Annotated in this window: 26 protein-coding genes; all 26 read right to left on the reverse strand. The window is 61.7% G+C overall.

What is annotated here, in order from left to right; translation table 11 throughout:
• Positions 1-349: 349 nt before the first annotated feature.
• Positions 350-1492, reverse strand: a complete 1143-nt coding sequence (flhB, locus tag ACNFIC_RS19360) for a flagellar biosynthesis protein FlhB (protein WP_138218179.1) — start codon at positions 1490-1492, stop codon at positions 350-352.
• A gap of 2 nt (positions 1493-1494) precedes the next feature.
• Positions 1495-2271: a flagellar biosynthetic protein FliR gene (gene fliR, locus ACNFIC_RS19365; protein WP_138218180.1), complete on the reverse strand. Its 777-nt coding sequence runs from the start codon at positions 2269-2271 to the stop codon at positions 1495-1497.
• A 7-nt stretch (positions 2272-2278) separates the two neighbouring features.
• Positions 2279-2548 (reverse strand): flagellar biosynthesis protein FliQ, encoded by a 270-nt coding sequence (fliQ, locus tag ACNFIC_RS19370; RefSeq protein WP_138218181.1) that lies wholly within the window; start codon positions 2546-2548, stop codon positions 2279-2281.
• A gap of 22 nt (positions 2549-2570) precedes the next feature.
• Complete coding sequence (gene fliP, locus ACNFIC_RS19375; RefSeq protein WP_138218182.1) at positions 2571-3326, reverse strand: flagellar type III secretion system pore protein FliP; 756 nt, start codon at positions 3324-3326, stop codon at positions 2571-2573.
• The gene (fliO, locus tag ACNFIC_RS19380) at positions 3326-3787 is read right to left on the reverse strand and encodes a flagellar biosynthetic protein FliO (RefSeq protein WP_138218183.1); all 462 of its coding nucleotides are present in this window, start codon (positions 3785-3787) and stop codon (positions 3326-3328) included. The genes fliP and fliO overlap by 1 nt, the downstream gene beginning before the upstream one ends.
• The gene (gene fliN, locus ACNFIC_RS19385; protein WP_138218184.1) at positions 3788-4243 is read right to left on the reverse strand and encodes a flagellar motor switch protein FliN; all 456 of its coding nucleotides are present in this window, start codon (positions 4241-4243) and stop codon (positions 3788-3790) included.
• Between the two features lie 47 nt (positions 4244-4290).
• The gene (fliM, locus tag ACNFIC_RS19390) at positions 4291-5259 is read right to left on the reverse strand and encodes a flagellar motor switch protein FliM (RefSeq protein ID WP_138218185.1); all 969 of its coding nucleotides are present in this window, start codon (positions 5257-5259) and stop codon (positions 4291-4293) included.
• A gap of 10 nt (positions 5260-5269) precedes the next feature.
• A complete protein-coding gene (gene fliL / locus ACNFIC_RS19395; protein ID WP_416781647.1) occupies positions 5270-5767 on the reverse strand; it encodes a flagellar basal body-associated protein FliL in 498 nt (165 codons plus the stop codon).
• 151 nt (positions 5768-5918) lie between these two features.
• A complete protein-coding gene (locus ACNFIC_RS19400) occupies positions 5919-7241 on the reverse strand; it encodes a flagellar hook-length control protein FliK (protein WP_416781648.1) in 1323 nt (440 codons plus the stop codon).
• Positions 7242-7312: 71 nt separating this feature from the next.
• Positions 7313-7660 carry an Hpt domain-containing protein gene (locus tag ACNFIC_RS19405; protein ID WP_138218188.1) on the reverse strand — a complete coding sequence of 116 codons (348 nt, stop codon included), beginning with the start codon at positions 7658-7660 and terminating at the stop codon, positions 7313-7315.
• A 66-nt stretch (positions 7661-7726) separates the two neighbouring features.
• A complete protein-coding gene (locus ACNFIC_RS19410) occupies positions 7727-9418 on the reverse strand; it encodes an ATP-binding SpoIIE family protein phosphatase (RefSeq protein WP_416781649.1) in 1692 nt (563 codons plus the stop codon).
• Between the two features lie 2 nt (positions 9419-9420).
• Positions 9421-9720 (reverse strand): STAS domain-containing protein, encoded by a 300-nt coding sequence (locus ACNFIC_RS19415; RefSeq protein WP_138218190.1) that lies wholly within the window; start codon positions 9718-9720, stop codon positions 9421-9423.
• Positions 9721-9843: 123 nt separating this feature from the next.
• Positions 9844-10296 carry a flagellar export protein FliJ gene (gene fliJ / locus ACNFIC_RS19420; RefSeq protein WP_416781650.1) on the reverse strand — a complete coding sequence of 151 codons (453 nt, stop codon included), beginning with the start codon at positions 10294-10296 and terminating at the stop codon, positions 9844-9846.
• A 3-nt stretch (positions 10297-10299) separates the two neighbouring features.
• Positions 10300-11661 carry a flagellar protein export ATPase FliI gene (fliI, locus tag ACNFIC_RS19425; RefSeq protein WP_138218192.1) on the reverse strand — a complete coding sequence of 454 codons (1362 nt, stop codon included), beginning with the start codon at positions 11659-11661 and terminating at the stop codon, positions 10300-10302.
• Entirely contained in the window at positions 11651-12421 is a 771-nt protein-coding gene (gene fliH, locus ACNFIC_RS19430) for a flagellar assembly protein FliH (RefSeq protein WP_416781651.1), read from the reverse strand. Before fliH ends, fliI begins: the two co-directional genes overlap by 11 nt.
• Before the next feature lie 115 nt (positions 12422-12536).
• On the reverse strand, positions 12537-13556 hold the full coding sequence (gene fliG, locus ACNFIC_RS19435; protein ID WP_138218194.1) for a flagellar motor switch protein FliG: 1020 nt from the start codon (positions 13554-13556) through the stop codon (positions 12537-12539).
• Positions 13549-15327 (reverse strand): flagellar basal-body MS-ring/collar protein FliF, encoded by a 1779-nt coding sequence (fliF, locus tag ACNFIC_RS19440; protein WP_138218195.1) that lies wholly within the window; start codon positions 15325-15327, stop codon positions 13549-13551. The genes fliG and fliF overlap by 8 nt, the downstream gene beginning before the upstream one ends.
• 16 nt (positions 15328-15343) lie before the next feature.
• Positions 15344-15676, reverse strand: a complete 333-nt coding sequence (gene fliE, locus ACNFIC_RS19445; RefSeq protein WP_138218196.1) for a flagellar hook-basal body complex protein FliE — start codon at positions 15674-15676, stop codon at positions 15344-15346.
• A 106-nt stretch (positions 15677-15782) separates the two neighbouring features.
• Positions 15783-17159, reverse strand: a complete 1377-nt coding sequence (locus ACNFIC_RS19450; protein WP_416781652.1) for a sigma-54-dependent transcriptional regulator — start codon at positions 17157-17159, stop codon at positions 15783-15785.
• The gene (locus ACNFIC_RS19455) at positions 17159-18370 is read right to left on the reverse strand and encodes a sensor histidine kinase (protein WP_416781653.1); all 1212 of its coding nucleotides are present in this window, start codon (positions 18368-18370) and stop codon (positions 17159-17161) included. The genes ACNFIC_RS19450 and ACNFIC_RS19455 overlap by 1 nt, the downstream gene beginning before the upstream one ends.
• 160 nt (positions 18371-18530) lie before the next feature.
• The gene (gene fleQ / locus ACNFIC_RS19460) at positions 18531-20006 is read right to left on the reverse strand and encodes a transcriptional regulator FleQ (RefSeq protein ID WP_138218199.1); all 1476 of its coding nucleotides are present in this window, start codon (positions 20004-20006) and stop codon (positions 18531-18533) included.
• Positions 20007-20173: 167 nt separating this feature from the next.
• Positions 20174-20470: a flagellar protein FliT gene (gene fliT, locus ACNFIC_RS19465; protein ID WP_138218200.1), complete on the reverse strand. Its 297-nt coding sequence runs from the start codon at positions 20468-20470 to the stop codon at positions 20174-20176.
• Between the two features lie 13 nt (positions 20471-20483).
• Complete coding sequence (gene fliS / locus ACNFIC_RS19470; protein ID WP_138218201.1) at positions 20484-20879, reverse strand: flagellar export chaperone FliS; 396 nt, start codon at positions 20877-20879, stop codon at positions 20484-20486.
• A 133-nt stretch (positions 20880-21012) separates the two neighbouring features.
• On the reverse strand, positions 21013-22431 hold the full coding sequence (fliD, locus tag ACNFIC_RS19475) for a flagellar filament capping protein FliD (RefSeq protein WP_138218202.1): 1419 nt from the start codon (positions 22429-22431) through the stop codon (positions 21013-21015).
• Positions 22432-22510: 79 nt separating this feature from the next.
• The gene (locus tag ACNFIC_RS19480; RefSeq protein ID WP_138218203.1) at positions 22511-22885 is read right to left on the reverse strand and encodes a flagellar protein FlaG; all 375 of its coding nucleotides are present in this window, start codon (positions 22883-22885) and stop codon (positions 22511-22513) included.
• 71 nt (positions 22886-22956) lie between these two features.
• Positions 22957-23808, reverse strand: a complete 852-nt coding sequence (locus ACNFIC_RS19485) for a flagellin domain-containing protein (RefSeq protein ID WP_138218204.1) — start codon at positions 23806-23808, stop codon at positions 22957-22959.
• Positions 23809-23927 lie beyond the last annotated feature (119 nt).

Below are 23927 nucleotides of genomic sequence, written 5' to 3' on the forward strand. Positions count from 1 at the left end.
GCCACCCCTAACTTCGCGACTTCAGTAGGCCGAGCGGAGGTGACTGGAGGGCCCAAGGTGCGCAGCACCCTTCGGCGCAGCCGAAGGCGCGAGATGTAGACTTGCGTAGCAAGTCGGAGGCCGCGCGGGCCCGCAAGTCACCGTAGCGAGGGAACCCCGGAGCGAAGCGCAGGGGCCGAATGAATGGAGCGAGGATTTTTTGGTGACTTTTTGATCCTTCAAAAAGTTACCCGCCGTAAGGGCGGAAAGGTGACTCAAAGTCAACATCAATAATGAATGCGCATACCGCCATCAAAACCAACAAACAAACCAAACAAACCAAACAAACCAAACAAACCAAACAAACCAATCACTCATCACGCCGCAAATCATCAGGAATCGGCAAATCCTTCTTCAAAGGCTCAGGCGCCTTCCCACGCCCAGCCCGATACTGCCGAATCTGAAACACATAAGCCAACACCTGCGCCACCGCCAGGTAAAGCCCCGCCGGAATCTCCTGCTCAAGCTCGGTGGAATAGTAGATAGCCCGCGCCAACGCCGGCGACTCAAGGATCTGCACCTTATGCTCCACCCCGATCTCGCGAATCTTCAAGGCAATGAAGTCAGTCCCCTTGGCCAACAGCAGCGGCGCCACCCCGCCCTTCTCCGGGTCGTACTGCAACGCCACGGCATAGTGCGTCGGGTTGGTGATGATCACATCAGCCTCAGGCACCGCCGCCATCATGCGCCGCTGCGAGGCCTCGCGCTGCAGTTGACGGATACGCTGCTTGACCTCGGGCTTACCCTCGCTGTCCTTGTACTCATCCTTGACCTCTTGCTTGGTCATCTTCAGCTTCTTGTGGGTCTGCCACAGCTGGAACGGCACATCCGCCGCCGCGATCAGCAACAACCCTGCCGACATCCACAGCGCACTCCAGCCCACCACCTGCACACTATGGATGATCGCCTGCTCCAACGGCTCGTTGGCGATCGACAGCAACGCCTGACGGTCGCTGGACAGCACCAGCAGCGCCACGATCAGGATCACGAAGAACTTCGCCAACGCCTTGAGTAACTCGGTCAAGGCATGCATCGAAAACATACGCTTGATCCCCGACAGCGGGTTCATGCGGCTGAACTTCGGTTGCAGCAAGCTGCCGGAGAACAGGAAACCACCCAGCGCGATAGGCGCAACGAAAGCCACCACAAACAACAGGATCAGCACAGGCTGCGTCGCCCAGATGGCCATCTTGCCCGACGCCAGCAGGAACGCGCCCATGCTGCGCTCATCCACGATCACCTCGCGAGTGAGGGAGAAGTTCATGCGCATCATGCTCATCAACGACTCGGCCAGGGAACCGCCGAACGCAAGCAAGCCACCAGCTCCGGCCAAGGTAACGCCCACAGTGTTGAGTTCCTTGGACCGGGCGATCTCACCTTTTTCGCGCGCGTCGCGCTTACGCTTGTCGGTGGGTTCTTCTGTCTTGTCCTGACCGCTCTCGCTCTCTGCCATGCTCAGCGCGCCCGTGCAAGTTCACGCAGCCACTGTAGCGTTTCGCTGGCCAGCGCCTGGTAGTGGGAAAGGATATCGGCCAAGCCTACCCAGAAGATGCCGATACCCAGCACCAACGTCAGCGGAAAACCGATGGAGAAAATGTTCAACTGCGGTGCCGCACGGGTCATCACACCGAACGCGATGTTCACCACCAGCAGCGCGGCGATCGCCGGCAGGATCAGCAGCAGCCCTGCCCCTAGCACCCAGCTCAGGCGCCCAGCCATCTGCCAGAAATGATTGACCACCAAGGCATTGCCGATAGGCAAGGTGGTGAAGCTCTCGGTTAACACCTCGAACACCACCAAATGACCGTTCATCAGCAAGAACAGCACGCTCACCAGCATGGTCATGAACTGGCTGACCACCGCCACGTTGACCCCGTTGGCCGGATCGACCATCGAGGCGAACGCCATACCCATCTGCACAGCGATGATCTGCCCGGCGATCACGAACGCCTGGAACAGCAACTGCAGCGCAAAACCGAACAGCGCGCCGACGATGATCTGCTCGCCACACAGCATCACCCCGCGCAGACTCAACGGATCGATCTCAGGCAGCGGCGGCAACCCCGGCACGATCACCACGGTGATTGCCACCGCCGCATACAGACGCACCCGCGCCGGCAGCATGCGGGTCCCGAAGATCGGCATGGTCATCAGCACCGCCGTAACCCGGAACAACGGCAGGATGAACGTCGCGACCCAGGTGCCGATCTGCGTGTCGGTCAGCTCCAGCATGGCGGCATCAACCGATCAACTGCGGAATGCTGGTGTACAGGCCAATGAAATACTCCATGAACTTCTGCACCAGCCACGGGCCCGCAACGATCAGCGTGACCAGCATCACCAGCAGGCGCGGCAGAAAGCTCAGGGTCTGTTCGTTGATCTGCGTGGCGGCCTGGAACATCGCCACCACCAGGCCCACCAGCAAGCTGGGAACCACCAGGATGGCGACCATCAGCGTGGTTAGCCAGAGGGCGTCTCGAAACAGGTCGACGGCAACTTCAGGGGTCATGGGTCGCTCTCCTGGGGCAGCGTCAAACGCCGCCGAAACTGCCGGCAAGGGTGCCCATGATCAGCGCCCAGCCATCCACCAGCACGAACAGCATGATCTTGAACGGCAACGAGATGATCAACGGCGAGAGCATCATCATACCCATCGCCATCAGCACACTGGCCACCACCATGTCGATGATCAGGAACGGAATGAAGATCATGAAGCCGATCTGAAAGGCGGTCTTCAGCTCGGAGGTGACGAATGCCGGCACCAGGATGGTCAGCGGGACCTGGTCAGGCCCGGCGATATCGGTGCGCTTGGACAGGCGCACGAACAAGTCCAAGTCGCTCTGCCGGGTTTGCGCCAGCATGAAGTCCTTGAGCGGGCCCTGGGCCTTGTCGATGGCTTGCTGAGCAGTCATCTGTTCGGCCAGATAGGGCTGGATGGCCCCACTGTTCACCTTCTCGAACACTGGAGCCATGATGAACATGGTCAGAAACAGCGCCATGCCTGTGAGCACTTGGTTCGACGGTGTCTGCTGCAAGCCCAGCGCCTGACGCAAGATAGAGAACACGATGATGATACGGGTGAAGCTGGTCATCAGGATGACGAACGCGGGAATGAAGCTCAGCGCCGTCATGATCAGCAGAATTTGCAGACTGACCGAATACTCCTGCTGCCCGTCCGCCCCATTGGACAGGGTGATGGCCGGAATCGACAGCGGGTCGGCAGCCAGGGCCAACGGCGCCGCCAACAACAGCGCCAGGGTCAACAGCAAGCGCGCAGCGCCGTTCATCACGTCTTGTCCTTATGATCCTTGCCCATCAGCTCGAGCAGCCGCTGGGCGAATTCCGGCGTGGCCTGGCGCGACGCAGCCGGCACCTCGACAGGTTCGGCCAGCACGTGCAGGGCCTCGATACTGCCTGGCGTGTGACCGATCAGGATCTGCTCCTTGCCGACTTGCACCAGCAACAGACGGTCACGCGGACCGATGGCGCGGATGCCGACGATATCGATCACCGGCGCGCCCTGTCGGGCGTTGCCCTGCATGCGGCGCAGCACCCAGGCCAGGCCGAAAATCAAAGCCACCACCAGCAGCAGGCCGAACACCGTCTGCGCCAATTGCGCGCCCAAGCCACCGGGCGCCGCAGGCGCGGCGGCGGCGGCAGTCGCAAGCGCAGGCTCGGCGGCGGCGATCACCGCTTCGCTAGCCAGCAGCGCAGCCAGGGCCGCGATGGCCCGCAATGTGGCTTTCACTCAGCGCAACTTCTTGATGCGTTCGCTGGGGCTGATCACGTCAGTCAGGCGGATGCCGAACTTCTCGTTGACCACCACCACTTCACCGTGAGCTACCAAGGTGCCGTTGACCAGCACATCCAGCGGCTCGCCGGCCAGGCGGTCGAGTTCGATGACCGAGCCCTGGTTGAGCTGCAACAAGTTGCGGATGCTGATTTCGGTGCTGCCGACTTCCATGGAGATGCTCACCGGAATGTCGAGGATCACATCCAGGTTAGGGCCTTCGAGGCTGACGTTCTCGTTCGGCTTCGGCGAGCTTGCGAACTCCTCCATCTGCAAGCGATCGCCACCGCCGTCGCCGGCCAGCAGCGCGTCGATGTCGGACTGGCCGGCATCGCCGGTCTCCTCGAGCGCCGCAGCCCACTCATCGGCCAGGGCCTGCTCTTCTGGAGAATTGATCTCGTTTTCGTTAGCCATGATTTCCTCGACAGGCATTCAATTCGTTGGGTTCGAGCGTTACGCCTTCAACGGCGCACGATCGGGTCGATGATCTGCAGGGACAGCGTGCCCTTGTGCGAGCCCAACCGCGCCTTGAACGACGGCACGCCATTGGCACGCAGCACCAGATGCTCGGGCAGCTCTACCGGGATCACGTCGCCCGGCTGCATGTGCAGGATGTCGCGCAGTTTCATCTGGCGGCGGGCAACGGTGGCCGAAAGCGGCACGTTGACGTCCAGCACGTCCTCGCGCAGGGCCTTGACCCAGCGCTCATCCTGATCATCCAGGTCGGACTGGAAGCCAGCGTCGAGCATCTCGCGCACCGGCTCGATCATCGAGTACGGCATGGTTACGTGCAGGTCGCCACCGCCGCCGTCAAGCTCGATGTGGAAGGTCGAAACCACCACCGCCTCGCTCGGGCCGACGATGTTGGCCATGGCCGGGTTGACCTCGGAGTTGATGTACTCGAAGTTGACCGGCATGATCGCCTGCCAGGCCTCCTTGAGGTCAACGAAGCACTGGTCCAGCACCATGCGCACCACACGCAGCTCCGTGGGAGTGAATTCACGACCCTCGATCTTGGCGTGACGGCCGTCGCCGCCGAAGAAGTTGTCCACCAGCTTGAACACCAGCTTGGCATCAAGGATGAACAGCGAAGTACCGCGCAGCGGCTTGATCTTGACCAAGTTCAAGCTGGTAGGCACGTACAGCGAATGCACGTACTCGCCGAACTTCATCACCTGCACGCCGCCTACCGCAACGTCCGCAGAGCGGCGCAGCAGGTTGAACATGCTGATGCGGGTGTAACGGGCGAAACGCTCGTTGATCATTTCCAGGGTCGGCATGCGACCCCGAACGATACGATCCTGACTGGTCAGGTCGTAACTTTTGATGCTGCCCGGGTCGCCAGCACTCTCGGTTTGTACCAGACCATCGTCCACCCCATGCAGCAGGGCGTCGATCTCATCCTGGGACAGCAGGTCCTGCACGGCCATCTGTGTGCTCCTACTGCAATACGAAATTGGTGAACAGCAATTGGTCGATGACCGGCTTGCCGACTTCCTTCTGGGCCACTTCCTGGACCACCGCGGTGGCTTTCTGGCGCAGCATTTCCTGGCCTACCGAACTGGCAGCCAGGGTGTCGAAACCTTGGCCGGAGAACATCATCACCAAGTTGTTGCGGATCACCGGCATGTGCACTTTCAGGGCATCCAGATCTGCCTGGTTGCGGCCCTGCATGGTGATGCTCACCTGCATGTAGCGCTGACGCCCGTTCTGGTTGAAGTTGACCACGAAGGCCGGCGCCAGGGGCTCGTAGATCGCGGCCTGCTTGACGTTGGCGGCCGCTGCGTCGGGTGCTGGCGCAGGCTCGCTCTTGTGCATGAAGAACCACGTGGCGCCCACCGAGAGGCCGACCGCCAGCAGCAGGGCCACTACCAGCAGCAGGATCAGCTTGAGTTTGCCTTTAGCGGCGGGGTCTTTCACTGCTTCGCTCTTCGCCATGCCAATAATCCGTCGTCCATCGAGGTTTCAAAGAAGGATGACGAGGCTTGAGCAAGTGTTATGCCAGATTTGTCGGCGCTATCGTTCGAGCGAATAAACCCAATGTATCGCAGCGCACCTGGGATCGATGCGCCGCGATCGACCAGGCATTTCAGGCGTAGTAATCGACCGCGCTGTCGCCGATCACCACCTGTTGTTCCAGCGGGCGAGCAGCATCCGCCAGCTCATTACCCTCGGCCGCACCACCGGCCGCACGGCGCGCAGCCACGCCGGACAGGTTCGAGCCCTGCTGCTGGGCTTGCTGTTGCTGCTGGCCACGAGACTGGTCGGCGACGCTGACATCAGGCTGGGAAAGCCCCTGCTGGGCGAACAACTCACGCAGGCGATAGACCTGACTGTCGAGCGCGTCGCGCACACCGGCGTGACCGCTGACGAAGTGGATCTGGGTCGACTGATCCGCCGCCACATTGACGCGAATGTCCAAACGCCCCAGCTCGGCAGGCTCAAGCTGGATATCCGCCGACTTGAGGTTCTGGCTGGACAGGTACATGACCCGGTTGACCAGCCCCTCGGTCCAGGCGCCCTGGTTCATCGCCAACGGCTGCGCCAAGGGGCTCGGGGTCACCGGCACGGCATTAGCCGTCTTGGCAGTCGCCGCCTGGGTCAGATTGGCCAGGCGATTGGCGAAATCATCCACGCGAGTGTCACTGCTGGCGCCCTTGAGGTCTTTCAGGCCGTCGTCGATCAAGCCCGCAAAGGCCTTGTCGCCCCCTTCGGATTGGCCAGGTTCGGCGTCAGCCTTTTCGACCAGGTTCGCCAAGGTATTGACGGCACCCGAGTTGGGGTCGCTCGATTGCGCGGCGGCGTTCTCGTTGCGACTGCTGGCATGCGCCGAGGTCGTCCCTTTGGCTTGGGCACTGTGCTCCAGAGCCATGCGCAGCGCCGGCATATCAGCCAGCGGATCGGCCTCGGGATCGAATGCCTCGGCCACAGCCTCCTGCACCGGCTGTTCGGCGGCTTGCGGCTGCGCGGCAGCCTGTTGCAGAACGGGCGCTACGGCTTCGGCCTGAGCCTGGAGCAACTGCGCGCCAGGCTGGGCATCGGTGACCTGCCCGGCTACCAGGTTCGAATCCAAGGACGCTGCCGGGTCGCTGCTGCCATCCTGGCTGGCGTCAGCCACTGGAGTCGCTGGCAAGCTATTGCCGTCATCGGCAACGGTTGGCGCGGCAACGTCGTCCTTCTTGCCGCCAGCGGCAGGTTCAGGCTTGTCCTTTGGCTTGGGCTGCGCCGGGGCCTGGGCAACCTTGTCATCACGCTTGGACACCGCGTCACGGCCTTGCCGGGCCATGACCTTGTCGAAGCCCGAGCCCTGATCGGCGGGTGCCTGCAGCGGTTTGTCCACACCCCCGGTGACCGAACGCGAGGTCTTGTTCAGCAGGCCGGCTTGCAACAATGGATTGGGTGCGACAGGCATTGAAAGGTCTCCACGCCAGAAACTTGAAAAAACGTCTGGGTAAAGACAGGCAAAAGTCGAGCCAGGTCTGGTTACTGTGCAGAAATCCGCTGCCGTTCGTTGCGGTAGAAGCGCTGCACTTCGAGGTATTCCTGGTCGATACGATTGATCAGGTCCTCGATACCGTAAAGCGGCAATTGCTTGACCCGCTCCTCCAATTGCTGGCAAAGCCCAGCCAGGCCCACTGCCCCCATGTTGCCACTGCTGCCTTTGAAACTGTGGGCGGCCAAGCCCAGTTCGGCGGCGTCCTTGGCCTCATGCAGCTGGCTCAGCCGCCGCTCGGAGTCTTCAAGAAAGGTTTCCAGCAATTGCAGGTAGCCATCTTCCATGACCTCGCGCAGATCGCTTAGGACCTTGTGATCAATATGTATGTCCATCACTTGCTCACTCCCTGATCAAGCCCACCTGAAGCTAGGTCGGGCAACGCTGCCCGACCCGCCCTCGCTCTACCACTGGAACATCACCCGCGCCAATCGACCGCCTTCCAGCCACTGCGCGTCGTGCCCCAAGCGACTGACCAGGCCTAGCCCTCGGCCGTGAAAGCCATGCTCGACAGGGCGGCGTGCCAACACCTCATCCGCATCAAAGCCCGCACCGCTGTCACGGACCTCGATCGTCAGACGCCCACCTTGGGGATACGGTTCCACCTTCAGGCCAATACGCACGAAACCGTCCGGCGCTTGCGCCAAGCGCTCGCTGCGTAGGCGATAGTACTCGCAGAAGCCCTGAGCGTCGCGCTTGATCCTGGAATCCAGGCCCAGCACACCATGCTCCAAGGCATTGGAGTAGAGTTCGCTGAGCACACTATGGAGGATGCCGCTGCTTGGCCGCAGGCCATGAATTTCCTGCAAGAGTTGCACCAGGTACGGAATCGGATTGAAGCGACTCAGGCTCTCGCCGCGCAACTCGAACTGCATCGACCAATCCAGCGGGCTAGAACGCCCGCTGTCGGAGTACACCACCGGCTGTGCGCTGACCTCCTCGGGCCCGAGCATGCGCACATCGCACAAGCTGATATCGTCCCGCGACTGCCCACCAAAATGTGCCAGCGCCTGCATGACCTCTTCGAATAGCAGGCTTGGATCACGGTTGTCAGCCAACACCCGCTGCAGGCGCTCGACACCGAACAGGCGCTCGCTGACATCAGTGCTATCGACCACGCCATCGGACAGCAGCAGCAAGCGCTCGCCCACCGCCAACGGCAGCACCTCGGTGCGGTCGTCGAACTGCTCGCAAGGCAGGATACCGAGCGGCAAATGCCGTGACGGCAACACCCCCAGCACCTCGCCCGTTGCGGACAAACGATAGCCATCAGGCATGCCACCGTTCCAAACCTCGACCGTACCGCGCTGAAAACCCACCTTGACCAGCAGCGCACAGCAGAACATGTCCACCGGCAGGATGCGCTTGAGCTTGGCGTTCATCTCGCGCAGCGTTTCCACCAGGCCGTAGCCCTTGGCAGTCATGCCGTAGAACACTTCGGCCAACGGCATGGCACCCACCGCAGCGGGCAGGCCGTGCCCGGTAAAGTCACCGAGCAGCACGTGCATGTCGCCACCAGGGGTGAAGGCCGCCAGTAACAGGTCACCGTTGAACAAGGCGTAAGGCGATTGCAGGTAGCGAATATTTGGCGCGTTGAGGCAGCCGGAGTGCGCAACCTTGTCAAACACTGCCTTGGCCACACGCTGCTCGTTGAGCAAGTGATGGTGGTGCCTGGCGATCTGGTCACGCTGTTGCAACACGGTTGCCTGCAACCGACGCAGGCGATCCATGGCGCGGATCTTGGCCGCAAGGATGATCGGACTGTAGGGCTTGGCCATGAAATCGTCGCCTCCAGCCTCAAGGCAACGCACCAGCGCCTGCTCCTCGTTGAGCGAAGTGAGGAAGATGATCGGGACTAGCGCTTCGCCGGCCAGCGCCTTGATTCGCCGGGCTGCCTCGAAACCGTCCATGACCGGCATCAGCGCATCGAGCAACACCAACTGCGGGCGCTGTTCGAGAAACAGCGCCACCGCCTGCTCACCGTTTTCCGCCGTCCACACCTGATGCCCCTGACGGCGCACGATCTGCGCCAGCAACAGGCGATCGGCGGCGCCATCTTCGGCCACCAGCACACGCAACGCCGGTTCGGCAGACATGCTCAACTAATATCAAAGAGTTGTTCGAAATTGGAGATAGCCAGGATCTTGCGCACGTCAGGGCTGGCGTGGACCACCCGAATGTCAGGCTCATTACCGCCCACATAGTCGCGCAACAATAGGAGCATGCCCAATGCAGAGCTATCCAGGTAAGTGGCATCCTTGAGGTCGACCACAACCGACTCCAGTCGAAGACCCTCGTAGACCTGCTTGAATTGCGCGTGCTTGCCGAAGTCGAAACGACCCTTGACCCTGATCGTCAGCTTCTTCTTGTCCGGCGAAAGATCGGTTTCGAGTGCCATGCGAGCGATTCCTTCGATGATGGCGAATGCTACTGGAAGGTTTAGCAGGGGGCATCCTGAGCTGCAAGGTGGCCGCTGTCGCGACTGCGCACGGGCCTGCCTGACAACACCAGCGCGTCGAGGTCAGAAGGTGCTCTGGCGTGGCAGGCGCTGTGACAACTCATCCAGCAAGCGCTGTTCACGCTTGTCCTCGGCGCGACGCGCCTCGTCCATGTAACGCTGCACCAACTTGCGCAGGCCTTCCACACGGGCATACGCCTGCTGCCAACTGCCACGTGCGTTGTTGAGGTTGTTCTGGTGCCACGCCATGCTCTGGCGTTGCTGGGTCATGGCGGTTTCCAACTGCCCGAGAAAGCGCTGGTAGTTGACCAGCCAGCTGCCATTGACACCCTGCCCGCCGCGATTGATCCATTGCGCCTGATAACCTTCACGAAACGTCTCAAGCTCTGCCAGCTTGGCCTGTGCCTGGGCGAGTTGCTGCTGGAAATGCCCGACGCGCTGCGCGGCCTTGCGCTCAGTCTCCTCGGCCATCTCGACCACCGGAGCCAAACGCGCAGCGCGACTTGGCAGCCCCACGGCCTATCGCCCCGCTGCCGGCGGGGTGAAAATCGCCTCGAGTTCGGCCCGGCTCTGAGCCATGGGCACGTTCTCGTCCAAGGCCTGGCGCAGGTAATCAACCATCTTCGGTTGCAAGGCGATGGCCAGGTCCGTCTCCGGGTCGCCGCCGGCCACATACGCCCCGACACTGATCAAGTCGCGGCTCTGCGACAGGCGCGACCACAGCTGCTTGAGCTTCTGCGCCTGGCGCAGGTGATCGGCGTCGACCACCTGCGGCATCACCCGGCTGATCGAGGCCTCGATATCGATGGCAGGATAGTGCCCTTCTTCAGCCAACCGCCGAGACAGCACGAAATGGCCGTCGAGCACGCCACGGGCGGAGTCAGCGATCGGGTCCTGCTGGTCATCGCCTTCGGAAAGCACGGTGTAGAAGGCTGTGATCGAGCCACCACCAGGCTCGCCGTTGCCGGCACGCTCCACCAGCTTAGGCAACTTGGCGAACACCGAAGGCGGATAACCACGCGTAGCAGGCGGCTCACCAATGGCCAGGGCAATTTCACGCTGGGCCTGGGCAAAGCGCGTCAGCGAGTCCATCAGCAACAGCACGTTCTTGCCCTTGTCGCGGAAGTATTCAGCGATACGCGTGCAGTACATGGCCGCACGCAGACGCATCAACGGCGCATCGTCCGCCGGGGACGCCACCACCACCGAGCGCTTGAGGCCTTCCTCGCCAAGAATGTGCTCGATGAACTCCTTCACCTCGCGGCCCCGCTCGCCAATCAGCCCGACCACGATGATCTCCGCCTCGGTAAAGCGGGTCATCATGCCGAGTAACACCGACTTACCGACACCGGTACCGGCGAACAGCCCCAGGCGCTGGCCACGACCGACGGTGAGCAGGCCGTTGATGCTGCGAATGCCCACGTCCAACGGCTGGCTGATCGGGTCGCGGTTGAGCGGGTTGATGATCGGGCCGTCCATCGGCACCCAATCCTCTGCCTTCATTCCGCCCTTACCATCCAACGCGCGACCGGCACCATCGAGCACGCGACCGAGCATGCTCATGCCCATGGGCAGACGGCCACTGTCATCCAGCGGTACCACTCGCGCACCCGGGGCAAGGCCGGCGATGCTGCCAACCGGCATCAGGAACACCTTGGTGCCGGCAAAGCCCATCACTTCGGCCTCCACCTGCACAGGATGGTAGCTGTCGTCATTGATTACCAGGCAGCGACTGCCTACAGCGGCGCGCAAGCCCTCGGCCTCCAAGGTCAGGCCGACCATGCGTAGCAGACGGCCTTCGACCACCGGCTGGTCCGGTAGCTTCACGGCGTCCTGATAGCCCTCAAGACGCTTGGCGAAGCTGGTGCGTTCAAGGCGCATCGGTCTCACCCACGCGCGCGTCGAGCGCCAGTGAAATATCCGGGGCAGCCGGGTGCAGCGCCTGGTCATGGGACTGGTCGAACAGTTGCGCGATGGCTTTTTCGATACGGGTTTCCATGCTCGCATCGATGCGGCTGTGGAGGGTCTCGATACGGCAACCGCCCGGCAGCAACGCTTCGTCTTCGAGCAGCTTCCAGTTTTCCTCGTGCCGCTCGCGCAGCGCCTTGACCTGCTCGAAATCCTGCGGGTTGAGGTGGATGCGGATGTTGTCGGCGCCCATCGGCAGCAGCTTCAGGGCTTCGCGCAGCACATGGGTGATCTGGCTGGAGTCGCTGCGCAGCTCGCGGCCGATGACTTGGCGCGCCATGTGCGCGACCAGTTGCACCATGCCTTTCTCGATATGGGTGTCCTGCTCGGCGACCGGCTCCAGCAGGTGGCCCATCAGCTGTTCGAGCTGCTGCAGCTTGGCCGCCAGAGCCACTTCGGCCTCCTGGCGCACCTTCAGCTGAGTGCTATGGAAACCTTCGCGCTCACCGGTGGCGAAGCCTTCGTTGTAAGCCTCCTGACGGATGGCTTCGAGTTCTTCGAGGGTCAGCGGCTGGACTTCTTCCAGCGGCACCTCTTCGACTTCTTCAACGACCTCAGGCTCAGGTTCCGGTTCAGGCTCGGGCTCCGGGTCGAAGCTAGGCAGCGCCCAGACATCGACACCTTCGAGGTCGCGGGCGCGGATCAGGTCGCTGGGGTGTTCGGTGGTGGACATGGCAACGCCTACAGATGAAATGGGGTCGAGCGACAAGCTTCAAGCTGCAAGCCACAAGAAAAAGCAGATACGTACGCCGGCCTTCTCTTGCAGCTTGAGGCTCGCAACTTGAGACTTAAATCATTTCCTCGGCGCCCTTGCCACCGAGCACGATCTCGCCAGCGTCGGCCATGCGCCGGGCGATGGTGAGGATTTCCTTCTGCGCCGTCTCCACGTCGCTGACCCGTACCGGCCCCTTGGCCTCCAGGTCGTCGCGCAGCAGCTCCGAAGCACGCTTGGACATGTTCTTGAAGATCTTGTCCTTGACTCGCTCGTCGGCGCCCTTGAGCGACACCACCAGCACATCGGAAGACACTTCGCGCAACAACGCCTGAATGCCACGGTCGTCGACATCGGCCAGGTTGTTGAACACGAACATCAAGTCTTCGATCTGCTCGGACAGGTCGCTGTCGATTTCGCGGATCGCATCCATCAGTGCGCCTTCGACCGAGCTGTCGAGGAAGTTCATGATGTCCGCAGCACGCTTGATACCACCCAGCGTGGTACGCGCGGCGTTGGAGTTGCCCGAGAACTGCTTCTCCAGAATCTGGTTCAGTTCCTTGAGCGCCGCCGGCTGCACGGTGTTGAGCGACGATACGCGCAGGACGATGTCCAGGCGTACCTTGTGGTCGAAGTTGCCCAGCACCTCGCCGGCCTGGTCGGGGTCGAGGTAGGCGACCACGATGGCCTGGATCTGCGGGTGCTCGTAGCGGATGACGTCAGCCACCGCGCGCGGCTCCATCCACTTGAGGCTGTCCAGGCCGCTGGTATTGCCACCCAACAGGATACGGTCGATCAGGCCGTTGGCCTTGTCCTCGCCCAGAGCCTGATTGAGCATCTTGCGAATGTAGCCATCGGAGCCGACACCCAGACTGGTCTGGTCGCCCACCACCTCGACGAACTCGCTCATCACCTGTTCGACCTGTTCGCGATGGATATTGCCCATCTGCGCCATGGCCACGCCGACCCGCTGCACTTCCTTGGGCCCCATGTGGCGCAGGACCTGCGCCGCGTCGGTCTCACCGAGCGAGAGCAGGAGGATCGCCGCTTTGTCGACGCGGCTCAGCTTGGCGGTAACGGCTCGGTTGTCACTCATCGTCGTTGATCCACTCTTTCACGACCTGGGCCACGCGACCCGGATCTTCGGCCACCAGGCCCTTGATTGCGTTGAGCTGCGCCTCATAACCCTCGGTCGGGCTCGGCAACAGGATGCTTGAAGGACCACCCAGGCTGACGCGGTCGTTGGCCAGTTCGCCATCCAGACCGATCATACCGCCCAGTTCCATGTCGCTGTCCGTGGCAGCCTGCTTGCCGCCACCGGTGATGTTGTTGAGCACAGGCCGCAGCACACCGAACACCAGCACCAGGATGAACAGGACGCCCATCACTTGCTTGACGATGTCCCAGAACCACGGCTGCTGGTAGAACGCGATGTCGGCCAGCTCCTCGCCACGGTCGGCGGCGAATGGCACGTTGATCACCGTCACGCTGTCGCCACGGCTGGCATCGAAGCCCACCGCATCCTGCACCAGGCGGGTGAAGCGCGCCAGATCCTCGGCGCCCCAGGGCGTACGGGTGACTTCGCCGCTGGCTGCGCCGGGCTTGACCTGATCGTCCACCACCACGGCCACCGACAAGCGGGTCAGGCGACCCTGCTGCTGACGAGTGTGACTGATGGAGCGGTCCAGCTCGAAGTTCTTGGTGCTTTGCTGGCGCTTGTCGCTGGGGTACGGCGCCAACATCGGCTGACCAGTGGCCGGGTCCATGACCTGCTGGCCATTGGAGTCGACCAGCGGCTGGCCTGGCTGGATCGGACCTGTCGCACCAGCGGTGCCGCCAGTGGTCTGCGGCGCCGATGCAGGACCTGGCGGCTGGTTGCTCAACGCACCCGGTACGCCTTGCGGCCCCTGGCTGCTGGAGCGCTGTTCGTTGACCGATTGCTCGCTACGCAGCGCGGGCTGGTCAGGATTGAACTGCTCGGAGGTGGACTCGACGGCACTGAAGTCGATATCGGCCGAGACTTCGGCCTTGTAACGGTCGTTGCCCAGCACCGGTTGCAGGATATTGTGCACACGCTGGGTGAGCATGCCTTCCATGCGACGGCTGTAATCGAACTGCTTGCCGGCCATGGTCAGGGCGGTGTCCTGAATCTGCTCGGAGAGCAAGTTGCCCTTCTGGTCGACCACGGTGACTTGGGACTTGTCCAGCTCAGGCACGCTGGTAGCGACCAGATTGACGATAGCCATCACCTGCCCGGCCTCCAGGGCGCGCCCCGGATACAGCTCGACCAGTACCGAAGCGCTTGGCTTGCGCTCGTCACGCACGAACACCGAGCTTTTCGGAATGGCCAAGTGCACACGGGCGGCCTTGACGTTGTTCAGGCTCGAAACGGTCCGCGCCAGCTCACCCTCCAGGCTACGGCGATAGCGGGTGGCTTCCATGAACTGGCTGGTGCCCAGGCCCTGCTCCTTGTCGAGCAGCTCGAAACCGACGTTACCGTCGCTCGGCGCCACCCCGGCTGCTGCAAGTTTCAGGCGCGCACGGGAGAGATCGTCGGCCTTGACCAACAGTGCGCCAGAGTTTGGCTCCACGCGATAGGGAATGTCAGCGCCGCCCAGGGTCTCCATGACCTGCTTGGTGTCCATGCCGGCCAGACTGGGGTACAGCGGACGGTAGTCCGGCTGTTGCGACCACAGCACAACGGCAAAACCGATGGCCACGCTAGCGGCCAGGCCGACCAGCAGACCGATCTGGCGCAGCATGGGCATCTGCGAGATATTCTCCAGGAACGACAGGCCGAACAGCGGCGGCTTGGCTGCTGGCGGGCCGCTCTTGGCGGGGGCGTTATCGACGACTGCTTCGGCCATGACTCAACTCTCGCCCTTAAACCGGCATCTGCATGATGTCCTGGTACGCTTGCACCAGTTTGTTACGAACCTGGGTAAGTGCCTGGAACGACACGGAAGCCTTCTGCGAAGCGATCATCACATCGGTCAGATCCACGCCGCTCTTGCCAATCTCGAAGGCGTTGGACAGTTGGCTGGAAGCCTGCTGAACGTCGTTCACCTTGCCAATCGCCTGGCCAAGCATGTCGGCGAAGCTGCTCTGCCCTGGTGCCAGCTCAGGAGCGGCGACAGTCTTGGGCAGGGACATGGCGTCGGCCTGCATGGCACGCATGTCCAACATCAGACGATTGAATTCAACACCTTGGGTCATGGACTTCTCTCTCCGGCGGCCGCATTTTTTTGACAGTCATGCAGCGGATAGGCTGGAGCTAGCAAGAGGAGTGCCAGCCCACCCATCGAACATTCAAAACGGTGTTTCAGCCGAATAGGCTGGCCTCCACATCAAGCCCGGCATCACGCATCTGCGCAAGCTTGTAGCGCAGCGTACGCGGGCTGATGCCCAGTCGCTCGGCGGCCTCCTTGCGACGCCCACGCTCGGCACGCAAGGTATCGATGATCATCTGGTACTCGTGACGGCGCATGTCGTCGCCAAGGCCACCCGCCTCAACCGTCAATTCCCCGGATAATGGCTCAATAGTGGCCACTTGCGGCGCCGACAACGGAATGACACCTCCCAGACAGAAATCCGCCGCTTCGATCACCCCGCCCTGCTGCAGGATCAGGGCCCGCTGCAACGCATTGTCCAATTCACGCACGTTACCCGGCCAGGCATAGCCTTGCAGACAGGCGCGAGCATCGGCCGACAGGCGCACGGGGGCGTGTTTCATCTTGCCGACATGCCGGGCCAGCAACCGCTCAGCCAGTGGCAGGATATCCGCCGGGCGCTCGCGCAGGGCGCGCCAGGCCAAAGGGAACACCGACAGCCGGTAATAGAGATCTTCACGGAACCGTCCAGCCGCCACTTCGCCCGTCAGGTCGCGGTTGGTGGTGGCCAGTACACGGATATCCAAGGCGATCGGCTTGCGCCCCCCTACCCGCTCCACTTCGCGCTCTTGCAGTACACGCAGGAGCTTGGCCTGGAGCGCCAGGGGCATTTCGGAAATCTCGTCGAGCAGCAGGGTGCCGCCATCGGCCTGCTCGAACTTGCCAGCCTGGGCCGCGATCGCACCGGTGAAGGCGCCCTTCTCATGGCCGAACAAGGTGGCTTCGAGCATGTTATCGGGGATCGCAGCACAGTTTATCGCCACGAACGGCGCATCGGCCCGCGGCGATTGCTGGTGAATGAAGCGTGCCAACACCTCCTTGCCAGTGCCCGACTCACCCGAGATCAACACGGTCGAATCGCTGCGCGCCACCCGCGCAGCCAGCTCCAGCAACTGCCGACTGGCCGGTTCGCAGGCCACTGGGCCCTCCTGCTCGGCAGCCCCCAAGTGACCCGCCGCGTGCCGCTCCACCAGACTGAGCAGGGCACGCGGCTCGAACGGCTTGACCAGATAGTCAACCGCCCCCTGGCGCATGGCTTCGACAGCCCGCTCGACCGCGGCGTGGGCGGTCATGAGCAGCACGGGTAGCTCAGGATGGTTGCGCCCCAGCTGGGCGAGCAACTGATGCCCGTCCATGCCCGGCATGTTCACATCGCTGACCACCAGACTGAATGCCTCCTGCCCCACCGCCTGCAAGGCCTCTTCGGCCGACCCCACCGCACGGTGGGCGAATCCGCCGATTTCCAGGGTATCGACCAGCGCCTGGCGCAACACCCGATCATCCTCGACCAACAGCACCTTGATATCCATCAGTGCTCCTCCATTGCGCCGATCAGCGGCAGTACCACGTGGGCACAGGTACCGCGCCCAGGCTTGGAACGCAGTCGCAGCGTCCCTTGGTGGGCACGCACCACCGCCTGGACCACCGCCAGTCCTAGCCCGGTGCCGGTCGTCTTGGTGGTGAGGAATGGCTCACCCAGCCGCGCCAGCAACTCGGCATCGATGCCGCAGCCAGCGTCGCTCACGCACAGGTGAAGGTTTTGCGCACGGCGGTACAGATGCACTTTCAGGCGCGCCGGCTCGGCACTGGCCTGCAGACCGTTATCGATCAGATTGAGCAAGGCGCCCACCAGGGTATCGCGATTGCACAGCAACTCACCCAGATGGATATCGCACTGCCAGCGCACCGCATGCCCCTGTACATGCACCTGCGCGGCCTGCTGCAAGGCCTGGAACAAAGCCTTGGGGGTCAAGCGCTCGCCCAACGGCAGCTCGCCCCGAGCAAACACCAACATATCGCGCACCTGATGCTCCAGCTCCTGCAACCGCTCCTTGAGGTTACCGGCAAAACGCTGACGGGTTTCAAATGGCAAGTCACGCTCGCCATCAGCCAGATGACCGGCATAGAGCATCGCTGCGGCAAGCGGGGTACGGATCTGATGAGCCAGCGAAGCGACCATGCGCCCCAGCGACGACAGTCGCTCATGACGCGCCAACTGGTCTTGCAGGCGACGGGTTTCAGTCAGGTCGGTCAGCAGCACCAACTGGCCCGGCTCGGCGTCCAGCGAACGGGTCGCGATCGACAGGCGCCGACCGTCGCGCAGCGAGACTTCGTGGCCGTCATCCTTGCGCGGGGCGAAACTGCGGGCAATGACCTGACGCCATAGCTGACCGATCAGTGGCTCGCCCAGCAGCTCGCAAGCGGCCGGGTTGGCCTCGGACACGCAGCCCTGGGCATCGATCACGATCACCCCACCCGGTAGCAGGTCCAGCAGGTTTTGCAGACGATTGGCCAAGCGCTCTTTTTCACCAAGCTCGGCCATACGCTGGGCGCTGACGACCTCCAGTTCACCCTTGAGCTCGCTGACGCGCGCCTCGAGCATCCCGTAGGACTCGGTGAGCTGGGTCGATACCTGACTGAACAGGGCGAAGGCCTGTTCAAGGCCCAGTCGGCTTTCCTGCTCGACCGGGAGGCTCCCCTGCAAGGCAGGGACTCGGGAGTGATGGGCGGCCTGGGGCATCGTGCTCTCTCGCGTGGCTGACCGTCATAAAAACGGTGTGATGCCAGCGATATAGCAATAGCCGTGCCGGGGATGGGGAAATAGTCCAAACGGGCCACCCACCGCGCGCCACAAGCGCCCGCTAGGACAAACCCACCCCAACCCCAAGGCCGAACAGGCGTCAATCCTCCGCCTGCTCCTCGCCACCTTGGCGGCTCATGCCGTACTTACGCATTTTTTCCACCAACGTGGTACGACGGATGCGTAGACGCTCAGCGGCACGCGCAACGATGCCATTGGCATCATCCAGCGCCTGCTGGATCAGGCCTTGTTCCAGCCCGCCCAGATAGTCCTTCAGGTCCAGGCCCTCAGGCGGCAGCATCGCGTGGCTGGCAAAGCTCGGCGTATGGCCATTGATCGCCACCCGCTCCTCCAAGTCACTGCGCAGGCTGTCCACCAACTGCTCGTCTTCGTCATCGACATAGCGGAATTTCTTTGGCAGCTCGGAAACACCGATCACACCGTACGGATGCATGATCGCCATGCGCTCCACCAGGTTGGCCAGTTCGCGAACGTTACCCGGCCAACCGTGGCGACACAGCGACATGATCGAGGCCGAGTTGAAGCGGATCGAACCGCGCTTCTCATGCTCCATGCGTGAGATCAGCTCGTTCATCAGCAGCGGAATGTCCTCGACACGCTCGCGCAGGGGCGCCATCTCGATAGGGAAGACATTCAGACGATAATAGAGGTCTTCGCGGAACGTGCCGTCCTCGATCATGCTCTCGAGGTTCTTGTGGGTAGCCGCGATGATGCGCACGTCAATGCTCTGGGTCTTGTTGCTGCCCACGCGTTCGAAGGTGCGCTCCTGCAACACACGCAGCAGCTTGACCTGCATTGGCAACGGCATGTCGCCGATCTCATCGAGGAACAGCGTACCGCCGTTGGCCAGCTCGAAGCGCCCGGCACGGCTGGTGATGGCCCCGGTGAATGCTCCCTTCTCGTGACCGAACAGTTCGCTTTCCAGCAGCTCGGCCGGAATAGCACCGCAGTTGACCGGCACGAACGGGGCTTCGCGGCGCTTGGAGTGGTAGTGCAGGTTGCGCGCGACCACCTCCTTGCCGGTACCGGATTCACCGAGAATGAGCACGCTGGCGTCGGTATCGGCCACCTGCTGCATCATTTGGCGCACATGCTGGATCGCACGGCTGGTGCCTACCAGACTGCGGAACAGGTTGGGCTCGCGCTGGCGGCCGCGCTCGCGAGCCTGATCGTACATCTCGCGGTAGACCTGCGCACGGTGCAGCGAATCGAGCAGCTGACTGTAGCTCGGCGGCATTTCGAGGTTCGAAAGCACGCGCCGACGCAGCTCTTCGGGGAACTCCGCAGAAGAAATTTCACCCAGAAGCAACACCGGAAGGAACTCATCCCACCCAGCCACTGTCTTAAGAAGCCCGAGCACACTACCCGGAGCATTCACAGCCCCGATCAGCACGCACAGCACTTCACGACTAGACGATAACGACTCGACCACCTGCTGCCAGTTGTCACTGGAACAGGACAGGTTTTCTTCGCCGAGGAAATTCAGAACCACCGCCAGATCGCGGCGGCGTGCGCTGTCGTCATCGATCAGGAGAATCTTGGTTTCACGCCACATGCAATAGCAACTTCCCTAGTCATATCGGCGCCCTGGGGGCGAGCTCGACATCATTCCGACTGAATGGTCAGTGTTCGGACGTCTGAAATTCGAAAACAGCCACTAGTTAAGTCAAAAAATAGCGTGCAGTCAAATTAATGGCGCGCTATTTCTCGTATCGCTCGTGGTCAAGAGAACAGATGGTATACCTTCGCGGCGCTTTTCGCCTGACGTATCTGCATCATCTCGTCGACTATCGATTGCCGTTCACCACTGGCGACATCAATCAACTGCCGGTAGACCGCCAGCAACTCCTCGAGGCTCGCGCGCACCGCCCTCTCGTTGCTGCTCGCCTCGGCCAACACGTCCTCGACGCAAATCCGACATTCCAGATCGAGTTCCCCCACCGCATCCCAGTCACGACTGGCCAGCGCCGACAGCAGCGCCTCGCGGGTCTGTTCGATACGCTCGATCACCTCGCTCATACCACCTCCTGGATCACGGCGTCGCCACAGGCTCGGCGATCGCGTCCCAACCTTCCTTGACCGTGATCAGCAGGCGCGCTACTTCGTCGATGATCGCCGGATCACTTTTCACGTTGGCTTCGACCAAACGGCGGCTCATATAGGTGTAGAGACTGTCCAGGTCAGCCAGGCTCTCAGCGTGGTTTTCCAGGTCCAGACCTTCGCGCAAGCCGCCGATGATGTCGATGGCCTTGCCGATCAGGATGCCCTTCTGGGCCACGTCCTTGCGTGCGATAGCACCCTTGGCCTGGGCCAGGCGGTCCAGGCCACCCTGCATGAGCATTTGCACCAGGCGGTGCGGACTGGCTTCGGAAGTCTGCGCCACGCCGTTGACTTTCTGGTATTGCCGAAGGGCCAACATCGGGTTCATGAATCTACCTCGTTGCAGCGAAAAAAGTTGCCTATAGCCAGTGTATCGCCGACACGTCAAAAAACTTTAGGGGAAAAACAAAAAGCCCGGGACACCAGGTTGGCGTCGCCGGGCTTTTGGCGCCATCAGCGTATCAGGAGTTCTTCGCCTGGGCGTTGAGCGCTTCGAAGATCGCGGTGATCTGCGAGGCCTGGGCCTTCATCTTGCCCAGGTTGGCGTCCAAGGTCGCGTATTGCTTGGTCAACGAGGTGGTCAACGCGTCGATACGACGGTCCAGCGCGTCCTGCTGATCACTGAGGTTCTTGGCGATTTTGTCCAGACCAGACTTACGCGTAGCCAGACTACCGTCGGTCTTGTTGTACGGGTCGATTGCCTTGTTCATGCGGGCAATGATGCCGTTGTCACCAGTGAACAGCTCCTGCACCTCATTACCCAGCTTTTTGTCGTTCATCGCCGCGGTGAACTTGGTGCTGTTGAACTCGAGGGTGCCGTCCTTGGTGGTGTTGATACCCAGCTGGCTGAGGCTGGTCAGGCGATCACCCGAACCGACTTCGCTCAGCACCTTGCGGACATCACCCAACAGGGAGCGAGTGGTCGGGTCGTTGGTCAGCGAACCCAACACGATGTTGCCATCTGCATCCTCAGAGGTGGAGGTCAGCGAAGTGATGGCTTTCTGCAGGGTGTTGTAGGCGTCAACGAAGCTCTGAATGGAGGTTTTCAGGCCGTCGTTGTTGGTGGCCACGGTGACCTTGGTGCTAGTGAAGGCGTTGCCACTGGAGGCGCTGACACCGGTGAGCTCAAGGGTCAGGCCGCTGACTGCATCGGCCACCTTGTTGGTGGAGCTGGTCACCACCAGACCATCGATGGTCAGCTTGGCATCCTGAGCCGCCGCCTCGATGAAACCAGCGCCATTGGCGTTTTGGCTCATCGACTGGGTGCCATCGATCTGCAGTTCGGCGATATCACCGGTCACGGAGATGTCGTTACCGGCACCGGTGGTGCTGGAGCTCAACACCAGGCGCGAACCATCCTTGCCGTTGACGATGTTGGCAGAGATACCGCTGGCACCCAGCTCCTTGTTGATCTGGTCACGCACCGATTCGAGCGTGGCACCCGCGCCCACCTTGACGGTATAGCTGGTGCCAGTGCCCACACCGATGACCATGTCGCCTTCACTGATCGCCGTGGTGCTGCTGGCGAAGCTCTGGCTGGCAACCTTTGAGCTGGTTGCCAGGGCTTCCACGGCAATGCTGTAGCTGCCGGCCACCGCCTTGTTGCTGGCCGTGACCTTGATCACACCCTCGTTGGCCGACGTAGCCGCATAGGCGTTGAACGCCGGCGAAGTGCTGTCGTTGAGCTTGCCCATGGAGGTGGTGAATGCAGTGAGGGCACTGCGCAGCGCACCGATACCCGAGATCATTGCCGAGTTATTGCTGGTCTGGCGAGCGATCTGGGCCTTCTTGGCCGCCGTATCAGCGTTTACCAGGGTCTGGACGATCGTACCGATCTCAAGACCCGAACCGATACCAACGGAGGAAGTAATGGTTGCCATGCTGTGTCCCTCTTGATTTACGCGCCTTCCCCGCTCCTGCCGGGCCGACATGAATTACTTCAGGATGCTCGCTGCCAGGTCAGACCTTGGCATCGAACAGAATACTGTTGACATCGCTGAGGCTGTTGGCGATTCGCAGTGCCTCTTCGGAGGGCAACTGACGAACCAGCTCACCGGTCTCGCTGGCGATGACCTTGACCACGATCTTGCCGGATTCTTCGTCCGTGGAGAATTCCAGGCTGCGTCGTGTCGTACTGAGAAATTTTTCGATATCCGATACGGCGCTTTTGACCTTTTCGATATCGTTTGCACTATCGGCAGCGCTGATTGCCGTAGGTTCCAGCGAATCACTGCCATGGTTGTTTTGTACCGACTGGGCAGCCGGCTTCTCGCCTACCTGCTCGGCCGGACGAGCGGCCGGGTAGGACAGATTCAGCTTGACGCTCATGTCCATTTCTACCACCTCGCAACGAAAAGGCGGGGAAGTGCCCTATTATGCACTCCCCCGCCGGTTACCATCAGCGATTACTGAAGCAGTTTCAGTACGGCGGATGGCAGCTGGTTGGCCTGGGCCAGAACCGAAGTCGAAGCTTGCTGCAGAGTCTGCTGCTTGGTCAGCTGGGCAGTTTCAGCGGCGAAGTCGGTGTCCTGTACACGGCCACGGGCAGCTTCGGCGTTTTCGTTGATGTTCTGCAGGTTGTTGATGGTGCTGGTCAGACGGTTCTGCGAAGCACCCAGGTCAGCACGAGTGGTGTTGATGGTCTGCAGAGCGGCGTCGATGGCGTCCAGAGCAGCGTTCATGCTGGCTTCGGCTTCGTCGGAAGTCGAACCGGTGATCGCGATGGTAGCCGAGTCAACGCTCAGGGTAGCAGCGTCGAAGCCGCTGTCCAGAGTGATGGAGATCTGGTTGTCAGCACCGGAGTTCGAACCGACCTGGAAGGTCATCTTGCCAGCCGAACCGTCCAGCAGGTTTTTGCCGTTGAGCTGAGTCGAGTTGGCGATACGGGTCAGCTCGTCGGACATCTGGGCGAACTCTTTGTTCAGAGCTATGCGGTCTTCGGTGCTGTTGGAGTCGTTACGCGACTGGACGGCCAGTTCACGCATACGCTGCAGGATGTTGGTCTGCTCTTGCATCGCGCCTTCAGCGGTCTGTGCGATGGAGATACCGTCGTTGGCGTTTTTGATCGCCATGGTCTGACCGCGGATCTGCGAGGTCATGCGGGTAGCGATCTGCAGGCCGGCGGCGTCGTCTTTGGCGCTGTTGATTTTCAGGCCGGAGGACAGACGGGACATCGAGGTGCTCAGGGCATCGGTAGCACGGTTCAGGTTCTTCTGAACGCCCAGGGAGGTGGTGTTGGTGTTTACGGTCAAAGCCATGACGAATTCCTCGTGATATGGGTACTACGGCTTCCGGCCCTGGCATTCGCCGGGTGTGGCACAGAGAACCTTCGTAATAGTTATCGTCGTCAGGGCGGGTTGCTTTAGCGGATTTTCGA

Source organism: Pseudomonas sp. NY15463 (assembly GCF_048068415.1).
GTDB lineage: Bacteria > Pseudomonadota > Gammaproteobacteria > Pseudomonadales > Pseudomonadaceae > Aquipseudomonas > Aquipseudomonas mosselii_C.

What these genes read in the sequence shown, in the direction of transcription:
- flhB (WP_138218179.1), bottom strand. Translation starts at nt 1,492, where the DNA reads ATGGCAGAGAGCGAGAGCGGTCAGGACAAGACAGAAGAACCCACCGAC.
- fliR (WP_138218180.1), bottom strand. Translation starts at nt 2,271, where the DNA reads ATGCTGGAGCTGACCGACACGCAGATCGGCACCTGGGTCGCGACGTTC.
- fliQ (WP_138218181.1), bottom strand. Translation starts at nt 2,548, where the DNA reads ATGACCCCTGAAGTTGCCGTCGACCTGTTTCGAGACGCCCTCTGGCTA.
- fliP (WP_138218182.1), bottom strand. Translation starts at nt 3,326, where the DNA reads ATGAACGGCGCTGCGCGCTTGCTGTTGACCCTGGCGCTGTTGTTGGCG.
- fliN (WP_138218184.1), bottom strand. Translation starts at nt 4,243, where the DNA reads ATGGCTAACGAAAACGAGATCAATTCTCCAGAAGAGCAGGCCCTGGCC.
- fliM (WP_138218185.1), bottom strand. Translation starts at nt 5,259, where the DNA reads ATGGCCGTGCAGGACCTGCTGTCCCAGGATGAGATCGACGCCCTGCTG.
- fliL (WP_416781647.1), bottom strand. Translation starts at nt 5,767, where the DNA reads ATGGCGAAGAGCGAAGCAGTGAAAGACCCCGCCGCTAAAGGCAAACTC.
- ACNFIC_RS19400 (WP_416781648.1), bottom strand. Translation starts at nt 7,241, where the DNA reads ATGCCTGTCGCACCCAATCCATTGTTGCAAGCCGGCCTGCTGAACAAG.
- ACNFIC_RS19410 (WP_416781649.1), bottom strand. Translation starts at nt 9,418, where the DNA reads ATGTCTGCCGAACCGGCGTTGCGTGTGCTGGTGGCCGAAGATGGCGCC.
- ACNFIC_RS19415 (WP_138218190.1), bottom strand. Translation starts at nt 9,720, where the DNA reads ATGGCACTCGAAACCGATCTTTCGCCGGACAAGAAGAAGCTGACGATC.
- fliI (WP_138218192.1), bottom strand. Translation starts at nt 11,661, where the DNA reads ATGCGCCTTGAACGCACCAGCTTCGCCAAGCGTCTTGAGGGCTATCAG.
- fliH (WP_416781651.1), bottom strand. Translation starts at nt 12,421, where the DNA reads ATGTCCACCACCGAACACCCCAGCGACCTGATCCGCGCCCGCGACCTC.
- fliG (WP_138218194.1), bottom strand. Translation starts at nt 13,556, where the DNA reads ATGAGTGACAACCGAGCCGTTACCGCCAAGCTGAGCCGCGTCGACAAA.
- fliF (WP_138218195.1), bottom strand. Translation starts at nt 15,327, where the DNA reads ATGGCCGAAGCAGTCGTCGATAACGCCCCCGCCAAGAGCGGCCCGCCA.
- fliE (WP_138218196.1), bottom strand. Translation starts at nt 15,676, where the DNA reads ATGACCCAAGGTGTTGAATTCAATCGTCTGATGTTGGACATGCGTGCC.
- ACNFIC_RS19450 (WP_416781652.1), bottom strand. Translation starts at nt 17,159, where the DNA reads ATGGATATCAAGGTGCTGTTGGTCGAGGATGATCGGGTGTTGCGCCAG.
- ACNFIC_RS19455 (WP_416781653.1), bottom strand. Translation starts at nt 18,370, where the DNA reads ATGCCCCAGGCCGCCCATCACTCCCGAGTCCCTGCCTTGCAGGGGAGC.
- fleQ (WP_138218199.1), bottom strand. Translation starts at nt 20,006, where the DNA reads ATGTGGCGTGAAACCAAGATTCTCCTGATCGATGACGACAGCGCACGC.
- fliT (WP_138218200.1), bottom strand. Translation starts at nt 20,470, where the DNA reads ATGAGCGAGGTGATCGAGCGTATCGAACAGACCCGCGAGGCGCTGCTG.
- fliS (WP_138218201.1), bottom strand. Translation starts at nt 20,879, where the DNA reads ATGAACCCGATGTTGGCCCTTCGGCAATACCAGAAAGTCAACGGCGTG.
- fliD (WP_138218202.1), bottom strand. Translation starts at nt 22,431, where the DNA reads ATGGCAACCATTACTTCCTCCGTTGGTATCGGTTCGGGTCTTGAGATC.
- ACNFIC_RS19480 (WP_138218203.1), bottom strand. Translation starts at nt 22,885, where the DNA reads ATGGACATGAGCGTCAAGCTGAATCTGTCCTACCCGGCCGCTCGTCCG.
- ACNFIC_RS19485 (WP_138218204.1), bottom strand. Translation starts at nt 23,808, where the DNA reads ATGGCTTTGACCGTAAACACCAACACCACCTCCCTGGGCGTTCAGAAG.